The organism is Dietzia sp. DQ12-76, assembly GCF_014145045.1.
Taxonomy (GTDB): domain Bacteria; phylum Actinomycetota; class Actinomycetes; order Mycobacteriales; family Mycobacteriaceae; genus Dietzia.
The window spans coordinates 1-18,676 of record NZ_JAALDV010000030.1 but is presented as its reverse complement, the minus strand read 5'-3'; the positions used below and the strand labels follow the sequence as shown (position 1 = coordinate 18,676).

15 protein-coding genes, 2 tRNA genes and 1 pseudogene are annotated in these 18,676 nt (G+C 70.1%); 4 read left to right on the top strand and 14 right to left on the bottom strand.

All coding sequences use genetic code 11. The features are described 5' to 3' along the window. The 6 genes and pseudogenes from G6019_RS17650 to G6019_RS01540 form a co-directional block, all read right to left on the bottom strand. Window positions 1–518 (bottom strand): annotated as a pseudogene (locus tag G6019_RS17650) (ribonuclease E/G); the annotation flags it as partial. Window positions 519–849: 331 nt separating this feature from the next. Continuing rightward, on the bottom strand, window positions 850–1,260 hold the full coding sequence (gene ndk / locus G6019_RS01560; protein WP_107756082.1) for a nucleoside-diphosphate kinase: 411 nt from the start codon (window positions 1,258–1,260) through the stop codon (window positions 850–852). Window positions 1,261–1,290: 30 nt separating this feature from the next. Beyond that, the gene (locus G6019_RS01555) at window positions 1,291–1,707 is read right to left on the bottom strand and encodes a DUF4233 domain-containing protein (protein WP_107756081.1); all 417 of its coding nucleotides are present in this window, start codon (window positions 1,705–1,707) and stop codon (window positions 1,291–1,293) included. Then, on the bottom strand, window positions 1,704–3,296 hold the full coding sequence (gene folC / locus G6019_RS01550; protein WP_182612477.1) for a bifunctional tetrahydrofolate synthase/dihydrofolate synthase: 1,593 nt from the start codon (window positions 3,294–3,296) through the stop codon (window positions 1,704–1,706). The genes G6019_RS01555 and folC overlap by 4 nt, the downstream gene beginning before the upstream one ends. Further along, window positions 3,296–6,004, bottom strand: a complete 2,709-nt coding sequence (locus G6019_RS01545; protein ID WP_182612479.1) for a valine--tRNA ligase — start codon at window positions 6,002–6,004, stop codon at window positions 3,296–3,298. The genes folC and G6019_RS01545 overlap by 1 nt, the downstream gene beginning before the upstream one ends. A gap of 64 nt (window positions 6,005–6,068) precedes the next feature. After that, window positions 6,069–7,061, bottom strand: coding sequence for a malate dehydrogenase (locus G6019_RS01540; RefSeq protein WP_182612481.1), 993 nt, complete (start codon window positions 7,059–7,061; stop codon window positions 6,069–6,071). A gap of 295 nt (window positions 7,062–7,356) precedes the next feature. Between G6019_RS01540 and pcaD the strand changes: the two genes are divergently transcribed. Both pcaD and G6019_RS01530 read left to right on the top strand, forming a co-directional pair. After that, window positions 7,357–8,139: a 3-oxoadipate enol-lactonase gene (gene pcaD / locus G6019_RS01535; RefSeq protein ID WP_182612483.1), complete on the top strand. Its 783-nt coding sequence runs from the start codon at window positions 7,357–7,359 to the stop codon at window positions 8,137–8,139. Between the two features lie 51 nt (window positions 8,140–8,190). Then, entirely contained in the window at window positions 8,191–9,402 is a 1,212-nt protein-coding gene (locus tag G6019_RS01530; RefSeq protein ID WP_182612485.1) for an acetyl-CoA C-acetyltransferase, read from the top strand. Window positions 9,403–9,424: 22 nt separating this feature from the next. Here G6019_RS01530 and clpX read toward each other — a convergent pair whose 3' ends face one another. From clpX to G6019_RS01505, 5 genes are all read right to left on the bottom strand, one after another. After that, entirely contained in the window at window positions 9,425–10,693 is a 1,269-nt protein-coding gene (gene clpX / locus G6019_RS01525; RefSeq protein WP_107756077.1) for an ATP-dependent Clp protease ATP-binding subunit ClpX, read from the bottom strand. Window positions 10,694–10,841: 148 nt separating this feature from the next. Continuing rightward, entirely contained in the window at window positions 10,842–11,465 is a 624-nt protein-coding gene (locus G6019_RS01520) for an ATP-dependent Clp protease proteolytic subunit (RefSeq protein WP_182612487.1), read from the bottom strand. A gap of 71 nt (window positions 11,466–11,536) precedes the next feature. After that, complete coding sequence (locus G6019_RS01515; RefSeq protein ID WP_107756076.1) at window positions 11,537–12,178, bottom strand: ATP-dependent Clp protease proteolytic subunit; 642 nt, start codon at window positions 12,176–12,178, stop codon at window positions 11,537–11,539. Between the two features lie 261 nt (window positions 12,179–12,439). After that, entirely contained in the window at window positions 12,440–13,840 is a 1,401-nt protein-coding gene (gene tig, locus G6019_RS01510; RefSeq protein ID WP_182612488.1) for a trigger factor, read from the bottom strand. A 50-nt stretch (window positions 13,841–13,890) separates the two neighbouring features. After that, window positions 13,891–13,967: transfer RNA gene (locus G6019_RS01505), tRNA-Pro, on the bottom strand. Window positions 13,968–14,164: 197 nt separating this feature from the next. Here G6019_RS01505 and G6019_RS01500 point away from each other — a divergent pair. After that, window positions 14,165–14,238 (top strand) — tRNA-Gly (locus tag G6019_RS01500). Between the two features lie 209 nt (window positions 14,239–14,447). On the opposite strand, the gene G6019_RS01495 is transcribed toward G6019_RS01500, so the two are convergent. The 3 genes from G6019_RS01495 to G6019_RS01485 are packed head-to-tail and all read right to left on the bottom strand — an operon-like array spanning window position 14,448 to window position 16,532. Next, entirely contained in the window at window positions 14,448–15,380 is a 933-nt protein-coding gene (locus tag G6019_RS01495) for an Fpg/Nei family DNA glycosylase (protein ID WP_309230118.1), read from the bottom strand. Window positions 15,381–15,386: 6 nt separating this feature from the next. Continuing rightward, complete coding sequence (locus tag G6019_RS01490; protein WP_095718433.1) at window positions 15,387–15,860, bottom strand: ribose-5-phosphate isomerase; 474 nt, start codon at window positions 15,858–15,860, stop codon at window positions 15,387–15,389. A 45-nt stretch (window positions 15,861–15,905) separates the two neighbouring features. Further along, a complete protein-coding gene (locus G6019_RS01485) occupies window positions 15,906–16,532 on the bottom strand; it encodes a mycothiol-dependent nitroreductase Rv2466c family protein (RefSeq protein WP_182612490.1) in 627 nt (208 codons plus the stop codon). A 95-nt stretch (window positions 16,533–16,627) separates the two neighbouring features. On the opposite strand from G6019_RS01485, the gene pepN reads away from it, so the two are divergent. Continuing rightward, window positions 16,628–18,676: aminopeptidase N (gene pepN, locus G6019_RS01480; protein WP_182626937.1), on the top strand; the 2,049-nt coding region annotated here is incomplete at its 3' end.

The following is an 18,676-nucleotide window of genomic DNA, read 5'->3' as shown; positions in this document are numbered from 1 at the left end:
GACGTCGCGTCGGTGGCGGTCTCGTCGGCGGCGGTCTCGTCGGCGGCGGTCTTCTTGGTGGCCCGCCCCGCGGCGTCACCGTCGACTGTCGGGTCCGTCGCCGCGTCGCCCGCAGCGGACGTGCGAGTCTTCCTCGCCGGAGACTTCTCGGCCGGCGCCTTCTTCTCGGCCGACTTTCTGGCCGGCGCCTTCTTCTCGGAGGACTTTCTTGCCGGCGCCTTTCCGGCGCCCGCCTTCTTCGCGGGGGCTGTATCGGCCGGGACCGTCTCAGCGGAGGCGCCCTGGTCGGCGGGAGCCTCCGCGAGTGCCGCCCCGTCGCCGTCCTCACGGCCGGCGAACCAGGTGAGCAACACCTCGCGGGTCACGCCGGACTGGGCGCTCCTGATCTCCACGCCGATCCCGGCCATCGCGGCCAGGAACTCCTTGCTGGTCATACCCACGGCCTTGGCCGCGGCGTGCGCGCGCATCTTCTCCGGGAGCGCGTTGAGATCGTCGATGGTCAGGGTCGAATCCGACACGTGTCTCCTCTGGCCGGACTCCGGGCGCGATCACGTCACCGGAACAACTCCGGTGACCCACGCCGCCGCACGGGGTCGGCATTTCTCTCTGGGCCCCACACAGGTGGGGCTGTGTCTTGTGGTCCGCGATTCCGGTGTGATCCGGCCCGCGGATGGCGGGCGCCCGATCCGGGGCGAACTGGTGGTCCGCTCGCCAAGAATATGGGCTCCGGCCATTGTCCCACACCCGCCGGCGATCCGTTGCCGCGCGGGAGCGGTGGGAAGACAGATGCGCCCGCCGGACACGGGGCCGACGGGCGCATTCAGCGCGGGCGCTGGTGGGGAACCCGGATCAGAGGTCGGGGAACCACAGTCCGATCTCGCGGGCCGCGGACTCCTCGGAATCGGATCCGTGGACGAGGTTGAACTGGGTCTCCAACCCGAAGTCGCCGCGGATGGACCCGGGCGCGGCCTTGTCCACCGGGTCGGTCCCGCCGGCGAGCTGGCGCCAGGCGGCGATCGCGCGGGGGCCCTCGACGACACCGGCCACGACCGGACCGGAGGTGATGAACTCGAGCAGATCGCCGTAGAACGGACGCTCGGAGTGCTCGGCGTAGTGCTCGGCCGCGGTCTCCTGGGGCACGTGGCGCATGTCCATGGCCACGAGCCTGAGGCCCTTGGCCTCGATTCGCGCGAGGATGGTCCCGGTCAGGCCTCGCTGGACGCCGTCGGGCTTGATGAGGAAGAAGGTTCTCTCGGTCACGGCCGCAATGCTACAAGTACCCGGATCCCGTCAGTCGTGTTGGCTGGGGAGGTAACCGGCAGCCATCCTCCGGGACAGGTCCCGCCGAAGATAGAGGATGTACGCCCACACCGCCGCGAACATCAGACCGCATACCCCCATCGACCAGTGGACGGCCCACCCGGCCACCGCCAGTCCGGCGAGAGTGAGGTTCATCGGGATCGCCCAGGGCCGCCGCTGCAGACCACTGGCCACGACCATCGCCACCGCCAGGAGGCTGACGAACCACACCTTCCAGGGTTGGAAGTGCTCTCCGTCGTCAACCCGGGCGATCACCGTGAGCACCAGTCCGATCACGATGGCCTCGAGGATCAGTGTCCCGGCCATGATCCCCCGCAGGCCCTTCCACGGATCCACCGAGGGTTCGTGGGCCGTGGCCCCCGGATCGACGGAACCGGTGTCGGTCACTGTGCGTCCTTTCCGAACAAGCTGCGGGCGGCCCCCGCGGTCAACACCGACCCCGTGACGAGCACGCCGACTCCGGAGACGTCGTCGTCGGCGGTCGGGTCGGGAACCCCCACCAGGTCCAGCGCGGCGCTGATCGCCTCGGGCAGGGTGTCCACCACGTGGACCCGCTGGGCGGTGAACCGGTCCTCGGCGATGCGCGCGAGGTCCTCGAGCGCCATCGCCCGCGGCGATCCGGTCCTCGTGACGACGACCTCGTCGACCACCGGCTCGATGGCCGCGAGGAAGGCGTCGGCGTCCTTGCCGTCGAGCATCGCGACCACGGCGACGAGACGTCGGAAGTCGAACTCGGAGGTGACCGCCTCGGCGAGTGCGCCCCCGCCGTGTCCGTTATGCGCGGCGTCCACCAGCACCGTCGGGCTCGAGCTGAGGCGCTCGAGCCGGCCAGGGTTGTCCACGGCGGCGAATCCGGCGCGGATGAGCTCGGGGTCAAGCGACCTGTCCGGGCCCGCTCCGAAGAACGCCTCGACGGCGGCCAGCGCGGTGGCGGCGTTCTCGGCCTGGTGCTCGCCGAACAGCGGGAGGAACACCTCCGGGTACTCGCCCCCGAGACCGCGCAGGGTGAGCTGCTGTCCGCCCACCGCCAGGCGACGCTCGACCACGTCGAACTCCGAGCCGAGACGCGCCACCACCGCGCCCACCTCGACCGCCCGACGCAGCAGCACCTCCATCGCCTCGGGCTCCTGCCGGCCGATCACCGCCACCGGGTCCCTCGGGAGCAGATCGTCCCCGGCCACGGGCTGGATGATCCCCGCCTTCTCCCCCGCGATGGTCGCCAGGTCGTCGCCGAGGTAGTCGGTGTGGTCCAGGCCGATCGGGGTGACGACGGCGACGGCCGGCCGCACCACGTTGGTGGCGTCCCAGGTCCCGCCCATGCCGGTCTCCACCACGGCCACGTCGACCGGGGCGTCGGCGAAGGCCGCGAAGGCCATCGCGGTGAGCACCTCGAAGTAGCTCATCCGGGGACCGCCGCCGGACTCGGACCGCTGGTCCACCAGTTCCAGATACGGCTGCAGCTCGCGGTAGGTGTCCACGAACAGACGCGCCGGGACGGGCTCGCCGTCCAGGGCGATGCGCTCGGTGACGGTCTGGAGGTGCGGGCTGGTGTTGCGCCCGGTGCGCTGGTGCAGTGCCCGCAGGAGGGCGTCGATCATCCGGGTGACCGAGGTCTTGCCGTTGGTCCCCGCCACGTGGACGACCGGATAGGCGTGCTGCGGATCCCCGAGGACACCGGTGAGCTCCGCGATCCGGTCCAGGCTCGGTTCGAGGCGGGTCTCCGGCCACCGGGTGGCCAGTTCCTCCTCGACCGCCGCGAGCTCGGCGGTGTCGGCCTGCCACTCGGGGCTGCCGACCTCCGGGATCGGGCGCGGCTCCTGGCGGTCCTCGCCGTCCTCGTCACCGGGCAGCGGTCCGCCGAGGGAGACCCCGGAGACCAGGCCCTCCTCGCCGAGCAACTCGGCGACGTCCTCCTCGGTGGGGGTGTCCCAGCCCTCGTCCGGGTCGTGGGGCTCGAGCCACCGATGATCCGCCATCAGGCGGTGCTCCCGGCCGGGAGGCCCTCGAGTCGGGCGGAGATCCGGCTGACCTCGTTTTCGGCGAGATCCCGGCGCGCGCGGATCTTGTCCACCACGTGGTCGGGAGCCTTGCCGAGGAACGCCTCGTTGCCCAGCTTGGCGCCGGTGGTCTCCAGCTCCTTGCGCGCGGCCGCGAGGTCCTTCTCCAGGCGTCGACGCTCGGCGGCCAGGTCGATGGTGCCGGAAGTGTCGATCTCGACCCCCACAGTGGACAGCCCCAGCCGGACCTCCAACGAGGCGGTGGCGGTGAAGTCGTCCCCGGCCGGGGTGATCCGCGCGAGCGAGGCCACCTGGTCGAGCAGGTCGGCGGGCAGATCCGCCCGGTCGACCCCGGTGACGCGCGCGGGCACCCGCTGGCCGGGCTTGAGTCCCTGGTCGGAGCGGAAGCGGCGGATCTCGGTGACGAGGGTCTGGGCGTCGGCCACCCGGCGCACGGACTCCGTGGCCCCCTCTGCCGGGGCCACGTCGGAGGGCCAGTCCGCGACCACCACCGAGTCGCGTCCGGTCAGGGCCGTCCACAGCACCTCGGTGACGAACGGGATGACGGGATGCAGCATCCGCAGCACCACGTCGAGAACGTGTCCCAGCACGAGCCGCGTGTGATCGGCCCGCTCGGACCCGCGCGCCTCGTCGTCGCTGCCGAACTGGACCTTGGCCAGCTCCAGGTACCAGTCGCACAGCTCGTCCCATGCGAAGTGGTACAGGGCCTCGCAGGCCTTGGAGAACTCGTAGCGGTCCAGCGCGTCGTCGACGGAGACCCGCACCTCGCCGAGGCGCTGGAGGATCCAGCGATCAGCGTCGGTGAGCGCGACCTCCGCCGGGAGCTCGCCCACCCTCGCGCCGTTCATCAGCGCGAACCGCGTGGCGTTGAAGAGCTTGGTGGCGAAGTTGCGCGAGGCCTGGGCGGAGTCGTCGCCCACGGACAGGTCGCCACCCGGGTTCGCACCCCGGGCCAGGGTGAAGCGCAGGGCGTCGGCGCCGAAACGGTCGACCCAGTCGAGCGGGTCGATGCCGTTGCCCTTGGACTTGGACATCTTCTGGCCGTGCTCGTCGCGGACGAGCCCGTGGAGGAACACGTCGGTGAACGGAACCGTGCCCGGGGCGGCCCTGTCGCCGGTCAGGGTGCGACCCACGAAGGTGCCGAACATCATCATCCGGGCCACCCAGAAGAACAGGATGTCGTACCCGGTCACCAGCACGGACGTGGGGTAGAACCGCTCGAGGTCCGCGGTCCGGTCGGGCCAGCCCATGGTCGAGAACGGCCACAGTCCGGAGGAGAACCACGTGTCGAGCACGTCCGTGTCCTGCGTGTAGCCGGCTGGCGGCTCCTCGCCCACGCCCACGCAGACCACCTCGCCGCCCGGCCCGTACCAGATGGGGATGCGGTGGCCCCACCACAGCTGGCGGGAGATGCACCAGTCGTGCATGTCGTCGACCCAGTCGAACCAGCGCGGTTCCTGACTCTTCGGGTGGATCACCGTGTCACCGTCTCGCACGGCGTCTCCCGCCATCCGGGCCAGTTCCTCGACCCTGACCCACCACTGCAGGGACAGCCGGGGCTCGATCGGCTCACCGGATCGCTCCGAGTGTCCGACGGAGTGCAGGTACGGGCGCACCTCCTTGACGATCCGGCCCTCGGCGGCGAGGTCCTCGCGGATCACCCTGCGCGCCTCGAACCGGTCCATCCCGTCGTAGCGGGTCCCCGTGTCGGCGATGCGGCCGGCCGCGTCCATGATCGTGGGCATCGCCAGCCCGTGGCGCTGGCCGATCGCGAAGTCGTTGGGGTCGTGCGCGGGCGTGACCTTGACGGCCCCCGTCCCGAACTCGGGATCGACGTGGTCGTCCGCCACGACGCGCAGGGTCCACCCGTCGCGGAACGGGTGCTCGATCTCGGTGCCCACGAGGTGGGCGTACCGCGGGTCCTCCGGGTGCACGGCGATCGCCGTGTCGCCCAGCATCGTCTCGAGCCGGGTCGTGGCCACCACGAGGTGCGGCTGCGAGTCGTCCATCGAGCCGTAGCGGAAGCTCACCAGCTCGCCCTCGACATCCGCGTACTTGACCTCGATGTCCGAGATCGCGGTCTGGAGTGTGGGCGACCAGTTGACCAGCCGCTCGGCGCGGTAGATGAGCCCCCGGTCGTAGAGCTCTTTGAAGATGGTCTGCACCGCGCGGGACAGTCCCTCGTCCAGGGTGAACCGCTCACGCGACCAGTCGACGCCGTCGCCGAGCCGCCGCATCTGCTCGCCGATGGTCCCGCCGGACTCACGCTTCCACTCCCAGACTCGTCCGATGAACGCCTCTCGCCCGATCTCGTGGCGGTCGATCCCCTCGGCGCGGAGCTTGCGGTCCACGAGGGTCTGGGTGGCGATCCCGGCGTGGTCCATGCCCGGAAGCCACAGCACCTCGAAGCCCTGCATGCGCTTGCGGCGCGTGAGCACGTCCATGAGCGTGTGGTCGAGTGCGTGCCCCATGTGCAGGTTTCCGGTGACGTTGGGCGGCGGGAGAACCACCGAGTACGCGGGTTTGTCGCTGGAGGGGTCGGCCTCGAAATAACCGGCCTCGACCCAACGCTGATACAGCTCGGACTCGACCTCGCCGGGGTTCCAGGAGGCGGGGAGCAGATCCGCGCGGTTGTTCTCGGGGCCGGGAGTCGCTGCTGTCGTCACCCGACCATCGTAGGCCGTCCGCACCGGGGTCCCGCACACGCGGGCCGGACCCCGCCCCCCGGGGTCAGTCCGTCAGGTTGAGGGCGTGCACGGCGTCGCGCTCGGAGACCAGTTCGGCCACCGAGGCGTCGATGCGCGCGCGTTGGAAATCGTCGATCTCGAGACCCTCGACCACCTTCCATTCCCCGCCACGGCTGCGGCACGGCAACCCGGTGACCACACCCGGGACCGTGCCGTAGTGCCCCTCGGAGGGCAGCGCCACCGTGGTCCAGCTCTCCCCCGGGGTGCCGTGCACCCAGTCGTGCATCTGATCGACGGCGGCACCCGCGGCCGAGGCGGCCGACGACGAACCCCGCACGGCGATGATCTCGGAACCCCGGTTCGCGACCCGCGGGATGAAGGTGTCGGTCAACCACTCGCGCTCGAGTCCCGCGGTCACGGGTTCACCCGCGCGGGTGAGATAGGAGACGTCCGGGAACTGGGTGGCCGAGTGGTTGCCCCACACCACGACCCCGTCGAGTTCGGCGACGGGGGCGCCCAGGCGGGCGGCGAGCTGACTCAGCGCCCGGTTGTGGTCCAGCCGCATGAGGGCGGTGAAGCGGCCGGCCGGGACGTCCGGGGCGTGCCGGTGAGCGATGTAGGCGTTGGTGTTGGCGGGGTTGCCCACCACCACCACGCGGATGTCGTCGGCGGCCCCGTCGTTGATCGAGCGGCCCTGGTCGCGGAAGATGGCACCGTTGGCGGTCAGCAGGTCTGACCGCTCCATGCCCTTGCCGCGAGGCATCGCTCCGACGAGGAAGGCGGCATTGGCGCCGTCGAAGGCGACGTCCGCGTCGTCGGTGATCTCGATCGAATCGACCAACGGAAGAGCGCAGTCCTCGATCTCCATCGCCACCCCCTCGGCTGCGGCGACCGCGGTCGGGACGTCCAACAACCGCAGCCTGACCGGGGTGTCGGGGCCGAAGACCAGACCGGACGCCACTCGGAAGAGCAGGGAGTAGGCGATCTTTCCGGCGGCACCGGTGACGGTGACGGTGACCGGGGCGGAGGAGCTCATACGCAGGGACCTTCCTCTGGCGACGACGGGGTCGGTCCCCACAGTAGTGAGGAATGTGCCCCCTGTTGACCGCCCGAGCCGTCGTACACCCGATGTTCGCCCCGGGGCCCGCCAGTGGTATGCGATCGGCGGTGTGCAATCGGCGGGGTGTGGTCGATGGCTGAAGCCGACCGGGGGTCGGCCTCGCCCGCCTTTGTGTGACGCGGCAGCTCCCACCCGTCGTACGGTGGACCGTGCGTCCCACACGCCACGCGGGCCCGACCGGTCCCCCGACCCCCAGGAAAGGACACACCCCATGCCCGCCACCCTGTCTTGTCAGGTCAGCGGCCCGCGGCCGGAGAACGCCCCGGCCGTCGTCCTCCTCGGGTCCCTCGGTTCGGACCGGTCGATGTGGGACGCCCAGGTGCGCGACCTGGCCCGGGACCACACCGTGATCGCTGTCGACCACCGTGGCCACGGCGGCTCAGACGTGATCCCGGGGCCGTGCACGATCGCCGACCTCGCCGGCGACGTCCTGGCTCTGCTCGACACCCTCGGCGTGGACCGCTTCCACGTGGTCGGACTCTCCCTGGGAGGAGCCCTGGCCCAGTGGCTCGCTGTCCACGAGCCCACCAGGGTCGGGTCCGCGGCCCTGCTGTGCACGGCCGCGAGGTTCGGTGAGCCCTCGGCATGGGTCGAGCGGGCTGCCGCCGTCCGCGACGGCGGAACCGGTGCCGTCGCCGACGCGGTGGTGGCGAGGTGGATTACCCCCAGTCGCGCCCGACAGGACCCCGCACTGGTGGATTCTGTCCGCGAGATGATCCTGGCGACCAGCGCCGAGGGGTACGGCGCGGCCTGTGACGCGCTGTCGGGCTGGGACGGGCGCGCCGACCTCGGCCGGATCACCTGCCCCACCCTGGTGATCGCCGGGGACGAGGACCCCTCCACACCGCCCGACGTGGTCCGCGAACTCGCCGCCGGGATCCCGGGCGCCGAGTTCCTGACCCTGTCCCCCGCCGCCCACGTTCCCACCGTGGAGATTCCCGACCGCGTGACCGCGGTCCTCCGCTCGCACCTGTCCACGCACGCCACCGCGTGACGGCGGAGGACGGAGAGCTCTCGGCACCGCCGGCCACCATGAGGAGAACCCATGCGCGACATCGTCATCTGCCACCCGCTCCGCACCCCGGTCGGACGTTTCGGCGGGGTCTTCCGTGAGCTGGACGCGAACGCCCTGGCGACCTCGCTGCTCACGACGCTCGTCGAGCGCACCGGCCTGACCGGGGCCGACGTCGACGACGTGATCCTGGGCCAGGGTTCACCGGGCGGCGAGGGCCCCGCCATAGGTCGGATCGCGGCCCTCGACTCCCCGCTCGGCGTCGAGGTGCCCGGGATGCAGCTGGACCGGCGCTGCGGCTCGGGCCTGCAGGCGGTGATCACCGGCGCCCTGCAGGTGGCCTCAGGCGGGGCGGACCTCGTCATCACCGGCGGAGTCGAATCGATGAGCCAGGTGGAGTTCTACGCCACGCCCTCGCCCCGCTGGGGCATCTCCGGCGATGGAGTCTCCCTGGTCGATCGCCTCGGTCGCGCCCGCACCACGGTCGGTGGCCGCTCCCACATCGTCGACGGGGGGATGATCGAGACCGCCGAGAACCTCCGCCGCGAGTACGGCATCAGCCGGGAGGAACAGGACCGGCTGGCCGTGCAGTCCCATCAGCGCGCGGTCGCCGCCCAGATGTCGGGGGTGTTCGCCGAGGAGATCGTTCCCGTCACCGTCCCGCAGCGCAGGGGCGCCGACCTCGTCGTCGACACCGACGAGCACCCCCGCGCCGACACCTCGGTCGAGGCCCTCTCGGGCCTCCGGGCGATCATGAGCCGGACCGACCCCGAGGCCACCGTCACCGCCGGCAACGCCTCAGGACAGAACGACGGCGCCGCGATGTGCATCGTCACCACAGCCGACAGGGCGTCCGCCCTCGGGCTCACCCCGCTCGTCCGTCTCGCCTCGTGGGCCGTTGCGGGTGTGGCGCCGGAGACCATGGGCATCGGCCCCGTTCCCGCCACCGCCAAGGCCCTCCACGCGCTCGGACTCACCCTGACTGACATCGACGTGATCGAGCTCAACGAGGCCTTCGCCGCCCAGGCGCTGTCCGTCATGCGGGAGTGGGACATCGATCCCGCCTCGGAGCACCTCAACCCCCACGGCTCAGGGATCTCGCTCGGCCACCCCGTCGGAGCGACCGGCGCCCGGATGCTCACCACACTCTCCCGCGAGATGGTGCGACGCGATGCCCAGTGGGGGCTGGAGACGATGTGCATCGGCGGCGGTCAGGGGCTGGCCGCCGTCTTCGAACGCGTCTGAGCCTGACCCGACCCGGTGCAGCCTAGGCCGACTTCTCCCGGGGCTCGGACTCGGAGAAGGGGACGATCGTCGGCAGCACGTTGTGCCGCACCGTCTCGCCGGTGACCACCACGCGCGCCACGTCATCCCGTCCGGGGATGTCGTACATGACCGGGAGGAGAACCTCCTCCATGATGGCACGCAGCCCGCGGGCGCCGGTGCCCCGCAGGATCGCCTGGTCGGCCACGGCCTCGAGGGCGTCCTGGGTGAACTCCAGCTCGACGCCGTCCATCTCGAACAGCCGGGCGTACTGCTTGACGAGCGCGTTCTTGGGCTCGCTGAGGATGTTGACCAGCGCCTCGCGGTCCAGGCTCGTCACGGTCGCCACGACCGGGAGGCGACCGATGAACTCGGGAATCAGCCCGTACTTCACCAGGTCCTCCGGCATGACCTCGCTGAAGTTCTCCGTCGTGTCGAGGCTCGTCTTGCTGGCGACCTCGGCCCCGAAGCCCATCCCTTTGCGGCCCACGCGGTCACCGACGATCTTCTCCAGACCCTGGAATGCCCCGGCGACGATGAACAACACGTTGGACGTGTCGATCTGGATGAACTCCTGATGCGGGTGCTTGCGACCACCCTGCGGCGGCACTGACGCCTGCGTGCCCTCGAGGATCTTCAGCAGCGCCTGCTGGACACCCTCGCCGGACACGTCGCGGGTGATCGACGGATTCTCGGCCTTGCGGGCGATCTTGTCGACCTCGTCGATGTAGATGATGCCCATCTCGGCGCGCTTGGTGTCGTAGTCCGCGGCCTGGATGAGTTTGAGGAGGATGTTCTCCACGTCCTCGCCGACGTATCCCGCCTCGGTCAGCGCGGTGGCGTCGGCGATCGCGAACGGGACGTTGAGCATCTTGGCCAGCGTCTGGGCGAGATACGTCTTGCCACACCCGGTCGGCCCCAGCATGAGAATGTTGGACTTGGCCAGTTCCACCGCGTCACCGCGGCCGAGCGAGGCCCCCACGCGGATGCGCTTGTAGTGGTTGTAGACGGCCACCGCGAGGTTGCGCTTGGCCGCGTCCTGCCCCACCACGTACTCGTCGAGGAAGGCGTGGATCTCCGCCGGCTTGGGCAGCTCGTCGAGCGCTGATTCCTGCGAGTCCTCGACCTCGGACTCGATGATCTCGTTGCACAGCTCGATGCACTCGTCGCAGATGTAGACCCCCGGACCGGCGATCAGCTTCTTGACCTGCTTCTGGCTCTTTCCACAGAAAGAACACTTCAACAGGTCGCCGCTCTCGCCCACACGTGCCATGAGTTCTACGTCCTCGCATTCCAGGGGTCCGGATTCACACCCCGTAGTCGACGGTACGCGGGAGGGACGACAATTCCGACCCCTCGCGCGATGAGGTTCATTGGACCTGACGGCGCACCGCAACCCTCCACGGCGCGCCGCCCGGGCGTCAGTTGGTCGACGACAGTTTGCGGTAGTCGAACACGGTGTCGATGATCCCGTAGTCCTTTGCCTCGGCGGCCGTGAGGATCTTGTCCCGGTCGGTGTCCTTTCGGATCTGGTCCGCATCGCGACCGGTGTGCCGCGCCAGGGTGGTCTCCATGAGACGACGCATGCGCTCGATCTCCGCGGCCTGGATCTCCAGGTCCGAGACCTGCCCCTGGATCCCGCCGGTGGCGGGCTGGTGGATGAGGATGCGGGCGTTGGGCAACGCGGCCCGCTTGCCCTTGGTGCCCGCCGCGAGCAGGACCGCGGCGGCCGAAGCCGCCTGCCCCAGGCACACCGTCACGATGTCGGGACGCACGTACTGCATCGTGTCGTAGATCGCCATGAGCGAGGTGAAGGAGCCGCCCGGCGAGTTGATGTACATCGTGATGTCGCGGTCCGGATCCTGGCCCTCGAGGACGAGGAGCTGGGCCATGATGTCGTTCGCCGAGGCGTCGTCGACCTGGGTGCCCAGGAAGATGATCCGCTCTTCGAAGAGCTTGTTGTACGGGTTGGACTCCTTGACGCCGTAGCTCGAGTGCTCGACGAAGGACGGGAGGATGTAGCGCGAGGTCGGCAGTGAGGTCATCGGTGACTCCGTGGTGGTGTGCGGGGCGGGCTGGGCTGCGGGAGCGCTCCCGTGGGCGACGGGGTCGATGATCACGACGGCGAGGTCCCTCCGGTCTGGGAGGCACGGGCGATCACGTGATCGACGAACCCGTACTCCTTGGCCTCCTCCGCGCTGAACCACCGGTCGCGGTCCGAGTCCTCGGTGACCTGCTCGAAGGACTGGCCGGTGTGGAAGGCGATGAGCTCGGCCATCTCGCGCTTGGTGGCGGCGAACTGCTCGGCCTGGATCGCGATGTCGGCGGCCGAGCCGCCGACTCCGGCGGAGGGCTGGTGCATCATGATCTTGGCGTGCGGCAGCGCGTACCGCTTGCCCTTGGTGCCGGCGGTGAGCAGGAACTGCCCCATCGAGGCGGCCAGACCCATGCCGTAGGTCGCCACGTCACACTCGACGAACTGCATCGTGTCGTAGATCGCCATCCCGGCCGTGACCGAACCACCGGGCGAGTTGATGTACATGGCGATGTCGCGGGTGGGATCCTCCGCCGCGAGCAGCAGGATCTGCGCGCAGAGGCGGTTGGAGATGTCGTCGTCCACCTGGGAACCCAGGAAGATGATCCGCTCCTGCAGGAGACGCTCGTACACCGAGTCGCCGAGGGTCAGCCCATGGGATCCGGGCGAGCTGAGGGCGGGCTGCGTCGAACCGGGCTGTGCCGCTGAACCGTTCTGGGCCACGGGGTACCTACCTTCGCTGATCGTCTCACCGCTCCCGCGGTGCCCGACCGACCGGCGGCCGGGTATCCGTTACGTCAAACAGTAACCAACGCCCACGGCCGAACCGTCCCGACGGGGCGGGTGTTCGCTCTCAGCGTCGGCGTCGGCGTCGGCGTCCGCGGCCGCCACCGCGGGTACCGGGTGCACTGCCACCGCGAACGACGGAGCCGGGGACCACCGTGAGGTGGCCCCCGGCTCCGGGGGTGGTGCAGGTGAGGACCGTCAGGCGTCGTCGCCCTTGCCGTCGGTGTCCGCGGCGTCGGTGGACTCGGCGGAGTCGGCGGAGTCGGCGGAGTCCTCCTCGCGAGACCCGAAGAACTCGGTCGTGTCGACCGTGTTGCCCTCGGTGTCCGTGACGTTGGCCTGGACGATGACGTCCGCCAGCGCCTTGGAACGGCGCACGTCGGAGAACAGCGAGCCGAGCTGGCCGGCCTGCTGGATCTGCTGCACGAACTGGTTCGGGTCCATGCCATAGCGCTGGGCCTGGAACATGATGTGCTGCGTGAGCTCCTCCTGCGAGACCTCGGTCGAGGCCTCCTCGGCCACGGCGTCGAGCAGGAGTTGGCTGCGGATGGCGCGCGCGGCGCCCTCGCGGGTCTCCGCCTCGAAGGTCTCGCGGTCCGTGCCCTCGGCGGCCAGCGCCTGGTCGAGGATCGCCGGGTCCCCACCGAACTGGTCGATGAGCTGGTGCATCTGCGCGTGCGCCTCGGACTCGACCAGGGACTCGGGAGTCGGGATGTCGGTGGCCTCGATCAAGGCGTCCAGGACCTTGTCGCGGATCTCGCCCGCGAGGCCGGCCCTGGTCTGCTGCGCCACCTTCTCCGTGAGGTCGGCCTTGAGCTCGTCGAGGGTGTCGAACTCGCTGGCCATCTGGGCGAACTCGTCGTCGGCGTCGGGCAGCTCGCGCTCCTTGACGGACTGGACGGTCACGGTGATGACCGCCTCCTTGCCCGCGTGCTCGCCCGCGACGAGGGACGAGGTGAACTCCTTGGACTCGCCGGCCTTGAGGCCCTCGGCCGCGTCGTCGAGTCCTTCGATGAGCGTGCCGGAGCCGAGCTCGTAGGACAGACCCTCGGTCGAGGCGTCCTCGACCGGCTCACCGTCGACGGTGGCGGCGAGGTCCACCGAGAGGAAGTCACCCTTCTCGGCACCACGCTCGACGCCCTTGAGGGTGCCGAAGCGGGCGCGGAGGTTGTCGAGCTCCGTCTCCACCGCCGCGTCGTCGGCGGCCGGGGCCTCGACGGTGACCGCCAGCTCCGAGTAGGCGGGCAGGGTGATCTCCGGGCGCACGTCCACCTCGGCGGTGAACTCCACGACGTCGCCGTCCTCGAGCTTCGTCACCTCGATCTCCGGCTGGGCCAGGACCTTGAGGTCGTGTTCGTCGACGGCCTGGCCGTAGCGGGTCGGGATCATGTCGTTGATGACCTGCTCCAGCACCGCCGGGCGGCCGATCCGCGCCTCGAGGAGCTTGGCGGGGGCCTTACCCGGTCGGAAGCCGGCGATGTTGACCTGGCCGGCGAGCGACTTGTAAGCCTTGGCGAAGTCCGGCTCGAGCTCCGCGAACGGCACCTCCACCGTGACCTTGACCCGGGTCGGGTTCAGCTGCTCGACAGTGCTCTTCACGGTGATGATCTCCTAGGAAAGTCGTGTGGGATTCGTATTTCGGGCTCCGCTGGTCGGGATGACAGGATTCGAACCTGCGACCCTCCGCTCCCAAAGCGGATGCGCTACCAAGCTGCGCCACATCCCGGTGAGTCGCGCGACCGACCGCCCGCGCCGCACGCGGAGAACCTGCCGGGCCGCCAAACCAACTCGGCCAGTGTACGACAGTGCCGCATCACGGCAGATTCCGCGTTGGCGGGCCGGGAGTTGGGGGTACCGCACCGGTCCGGTAGTGTGATCACCGCGCGAGCGAGCCCCGGGGGAAACTCCAGGTCAGCCGCCGACGCGGGCGTAGCTTAATGGTAAAGCCCCTGCCTTCCAAGCAGGCTACGCGGGTTCGATTCCCGTCGCCCGCTCCACACGACGACTCGCGACGCCCTCCCGGCGCTCCCGAGGATGGCGTCTCGCGGTAGCGCCTGTTCGATCAGATCCCAGCCGCTCCTCGTAATGGCGTCTCGCGGTAGCACCTGTTCGATCAGATCCCAGCCGCCCCTCGGCATGGCGTCTCGCAGGCACTTCGGTACCCGCGAGACGCCGTCGCGACGTGCGGCTGCGAAATGGTCGCCCGCTAACCGGCTGACCCGCCCGCCCGCGGCTGCGACTCGGCGACGGGTTCAGCGCGGCCGTCCCGGCTGGCAGGTCGGACACCAGAATGCTGGCAGGTCGGACACCAGAAGAGGGTCCGCGCCTCCAACGTCTGCAGGGCGATCTCGTCGCGGCACACCCGGCACTGCCAGCCGTCCCGTTGATAGACGTAGTTGCGCGGTCGGTCGGCACCACGTCGGGGCACGTCCCCGTGGTCGTGCTCCGGGCGGATCGTGTGGATGGCGCCGGTCTCCACCCCCACCTCCATCAACTGCGCCAGGTCGCCCCAGATCGCGCGGAACTCGCCCTCCGTTAGCCGCGAGCCGGCGCGGAACGGGTCGATACCGTGCCGGAACAGCACCTCGGCGCGGTAGACGTTCCCGACTCCGGCCAGGACCTTCTGGTCCATGAGCAGCGCACCTATCGGCCGCGCACTGCGGGAGATGCGCATCCAGGCCGACTCGGGATCGGCGTCGGGATCCAACGGATCGGGGCCCAGACGGCCTCGGACCTCGGCCACGCCCGCCTCGTCGATGACCTCGCACCTTGTGGGCCCGCGGAGGTCCACGCAGTGCACCGGCCCGTCCTCTGCTTGCGACCCCGCGCCGACCGCCTCGTCGCGGACCGAGCCGACCCGCATCCGCACCTGACCGACCGGTGCCGGGGGCTGTTCCCCCTGCGGCACCAGGTGCGTGTCGAAGAACCCGTAGAGCCCGAGGTGGATGTGGACGGCGACGCCGCCCTCGTAGTGGTGGAAGAGGTGCTTGCCGACGGCCGTGGCGCGGTCGAAGTAGCGCCCGTCGACGACGACGTGGTCGGCGAACCGCCCCTGTGGGCTCGAGACGCGGACCGGCCCGCCTGCGAAGTACTCGGTGTGCAGGCGGGCCAGCCGGTGGAGTGTGTGCCCCTCAGGCACTGGAACTCAGGCGCCGGGGACCGGCGGGGCCTCGTGGGTGCGCTCGTACTCGGCGAGGATGTCGATGCGCCTCTGGTGACGCTCGGCCTCCGACCAGCTCTGGTCGAGGAACGCGTCGACGATCGCCAGCGCCTCCTCCTGAGAGTGCATCCGCCCGCCGATACCGATCAACTGCGCGTTGTTGTGCTCGCGGGCCAGGCGGGCGGTCTCGACGCTCCACGCCAGTGCGCAGCGGGCGCCGGGGACCTTGTTGGCCGCGATCTGCTCGCCGTTGCCGGATCCGCCCAGCACGATCCCGAGGCTGCCCGGGTCCGCGACGACCTTGCGAGCCGCGTCGATGCAGAAGGCCGGGTAGTCGTCCTCGGCGTCGTAGGTGTGGGCACCGCAGTCGACCACCTCGTGGCCGGAGGCCGTCAGGTGCTCGGCGATGACGTTCTTGGTCTCGAAGCCGGCGTGGTCCGCTCCCAGGTAGATGCGCATGGCGGCGATTCTGCCACGCTCGGCACCCGCCGCACCCCCGGGCCTTCAGTCGAACCGTGGGGACTCGGTGCGGCTGCGCTTGAGCTCGAAGAAGTAGGGATATCCGGCGAGCAGGGCCGCGCCGTCGAACACCTTGCCCGCCTCCTCGCCGCGCGGGATGCGTGTGAGCACGGGTCCGAAGAAGGCCACGCCGTCCACGTGAACGACCGGGGTGCCGACCTCGTCGCCCACCGGGTCCATGCCGCGGTGGTGCGAGGCGCGCAGCTCGTCGTCGTACTCATCGGTCGCCGCCGCGGCGGCGAGGCCCGCGTCCAGTCCGGCGGCCTCGAGCGCCTCGGTGATCACGGTGGGGTCGTCGATCCCCCGGCCCTGATCGTGGATGCGGGTGCCGAGCTCGGTGTACAACCGGCCCAGGACCTCCTGACCGTGACGCTGCGCGGCGGCGATCGCCACGCGGACCGGGCCCCAGCCGAGCCGCATGTGCTCGAGGTATTCCTCCGGCAGGTCGCGGCCGTCGTTGAGGACGGACAGGCTCATCACGTTCCACGTCAGATCGATGTCGCGGACCTTCTGCACCTCGAGGATCCAGCGGCTGGTGACCCACGCGAAGGGGCACAGGGGGTCGAACCAGAAGTCGACGGAACGGCGGGCGGTGGAATCGGAGGATGTCATGGCCCCATCCTCCTCGTCAGGGTCGCCGACTGCCACCCCGCCCCGGGTGGTAGGACTGGGGCCACCACTCACGCCCAGGAACCGAGGACCTCCCGATGCGCTCGCTCAATCTCACCCGTTCCGACGCCGCCGCCAGGGCGGAGCTGATCGACGTGGATACCTACGAGGTGGACCTGGACCTCACCGACGGCTCCGGCGGGCCGGGAAGCGGGATGTTCCGGTCCCGCACGGTCGTCCGGTTCACCCGTTCTCGGCCCGGGGCGGAGACGTTCATCGACCTGAGGTCGGCGCGGATCCGGTCGGTGACGTTGAACGGGCTGACCCTCGAGAACGGGGAGTACGACGACGAGGTGGGGCTGACGCTGCCCGATCTGCAGGAGACCAACGAGCTCATCGTGGACGCCGATCTGGCGTACACCTCCACCGGCGAGGGCCTGCACCGCATGGTCGATCCCGTGGACGGGGAGGTCTATCTCTACACGCAGTTCCAGACCGCCGACGCCAAACGGGTGTTCGCCTGCTTCGACCAACCCGACCTCAAGGCGCGCTACACGCTGACCGTCACGGCCCCCGCCTCCTGGGTCGTGGTGTCCAACACCCCGGCCACCGAGTCCCCTGGCGGGTCGGGAGCGGTCGTTCACCGATTCGAGCAGACGGAGGTCCTCTCGACCTACCTGGTGGCCCTGATCGCCGGCCCGTACCACGTGGCGGAGGACTCCTACACCGACGAGCACGGGACCATTCCTCTACGCCTGCTGTGCCGGGGGTCGCTCGCCGAGCACCTCGACGCCGACCGGCTGTTCGCCGAGACCAAGGAGGGTTTCGGTTTCTACCACCGCGAGTTCGGCATGCCGTACGCCTTCGGCAAGTACGACCAGATCTTCGTACCCGAGTTCAACGCGGGTGCCATGGAGAACGCCGGTGCGGTGACGTTCCTCGAGGACTACGTCTTCCGCTCCCGCGTCACCGGATACCGCTACGAACGCCGCAACGAGACGATCCTGCACGAGATGGCCCACATGTGGTTCGGCGACCTGGTGACCATGCGGTGGTGGGACGACCTGTGGCTCAACGAGTCGTTCGCGACCTTCGCCTCCGTCCTCGCCCAGGTCGACGCCACGCAGTACACCGACGCCTGGACCACCTTCGCCAACGTCGAGAAGGCGTGGGCGTACCGGCAGGACCAACTGCCCTCCACCCACCCCGTCGCGGCCGACATGACGGACCTGGAGACTGTCGAGGCGAACTTCGACGGGATCACCTACGCCAAGGGCGCATCCGTGCTCAAACAGCTGGTGGCGTATGTGGGGCGCGAGCCGTTCCTGGCGGGCCTACGCGCCTACTTCGCCGAGCACGCCTTCGGCAACGCCGAGTTCGGCGATCTCCTGCGGGCCCTCGAGGCGTCCTCCGGTCGCGACCTGTCCGACTGGGCCGCCCAGTGGTTGCGGACCACCGGCATCAACCCGATCTCCGCGGAGGTGAGCACCGCCGCCGACACCCCGGGGACGATCTCGGAACTGACCGTGGTCCAGGGACCGGCCGCCCCCGGTGACGGGGAACTGCGCACCCACCGCCTCGGCGTGGGTCTCTACAGCCGTGATGAGTCGGGGGCACTGGTCCGGACCACGTTCGCCGAATTGGACGTCGACGCCGAGCGCACGACCGTCCCGGAGATGGCCGGGCTCCCCGTGCCCGACGTGATCCTGCCCAACGACGCGGACCTGACGTACTGCTCGGTGCGGCTCGACGAACGCTCGCTCGACACCGTTCTGGGGTCGATCGAGGACGTGACGGATTCCCTCGCCCGCACCCTGTGTTGGTCCGCGCTGTGGGAGATGACCCGGGACGCCCGGCTTCCGGCTCGCCGGTTCGTCGAGGTGGTCACCCGCGCGGCCCCGCGAGAGCCCCACATCGGGGTGGTCCAGCGCGTGCTCGCCCAAGCTCAGACCGCGCTGGCGAGGTACGCCCACCCGGACTGGGCGGCCGCCACCGGGTGGCCCGAGTTCTCCGCCGCGATGCTCACGGCGGCCCGGGAATCGGAGACGGGGTCCGACCACCAGCTGGCGTTCCTCGCCGCCCTGTGCAGTTGCCCGGTGGATGCCGACCAGGCGCGCGTTCTCGCGTGCCTCCTCGACGCGGGACCT

Excerpts from the sequence above, each read along its gene's own strand:
- folC (WP_182612477.1), bottom strand. The coding sequence starts at position 3,296 with ATGGCGGATCATCGGTGGCTCGAGCCCCACGACCCGGACGAGGGCTGG.
- G6019_RS01540 (WP_182612481.1), bottom strand. The coding sequence starts at position 7,061 with ATGAGCTCCTCCGCCCCGGTCACCGTCACCGTCACCGGTGCCGCCGGA.
- pcaD (WP_182612483.1), top strand. The coding sequence starts at position 7,357 with ATGCCCGCCACCCTGTCTTGTCAGGTCAGCGGCCCGCGGCCGGAGAAC.
- G6019_RS01530 (WP_182612485.1), top strand. The coding sequence starts at position 8,191 with ATGCGCGACATCGTCATCTGCCACCCGCTCCGCACCCCGGTCGGACGT.
- clpX (WP_107756077.1), bottom strand. The coding sequence starts at position 10,693 with ATGGCACGTGTGGGCGAGAGCGGCGACCTGTTGAAGTGTTCTTTCTGT.
- G6019_RS01520 (WP_182612487.1), bottom strand. The coding sequence starts at position 11,465 with ATGACCTCACTGCCGACCTCGCGCTACATCCTCCCGTCCTTCGTCGAG.
- G6019_RS01490 (WP_095718433.1), bottom strand. The coding sequence starts at position 15,860 with ATGCGCATCTACCTGGGAGCGGACCACGCCGGCTTCGAGACCAAGAAC.
- G6019_RS01485 (WP_182612490.1), bottom strand. The coding sequence starts at position 16,532 with ATGACATCCTCCGATTCCACCGCCCGCCGTTCCGTCGACTTCTGGTTC.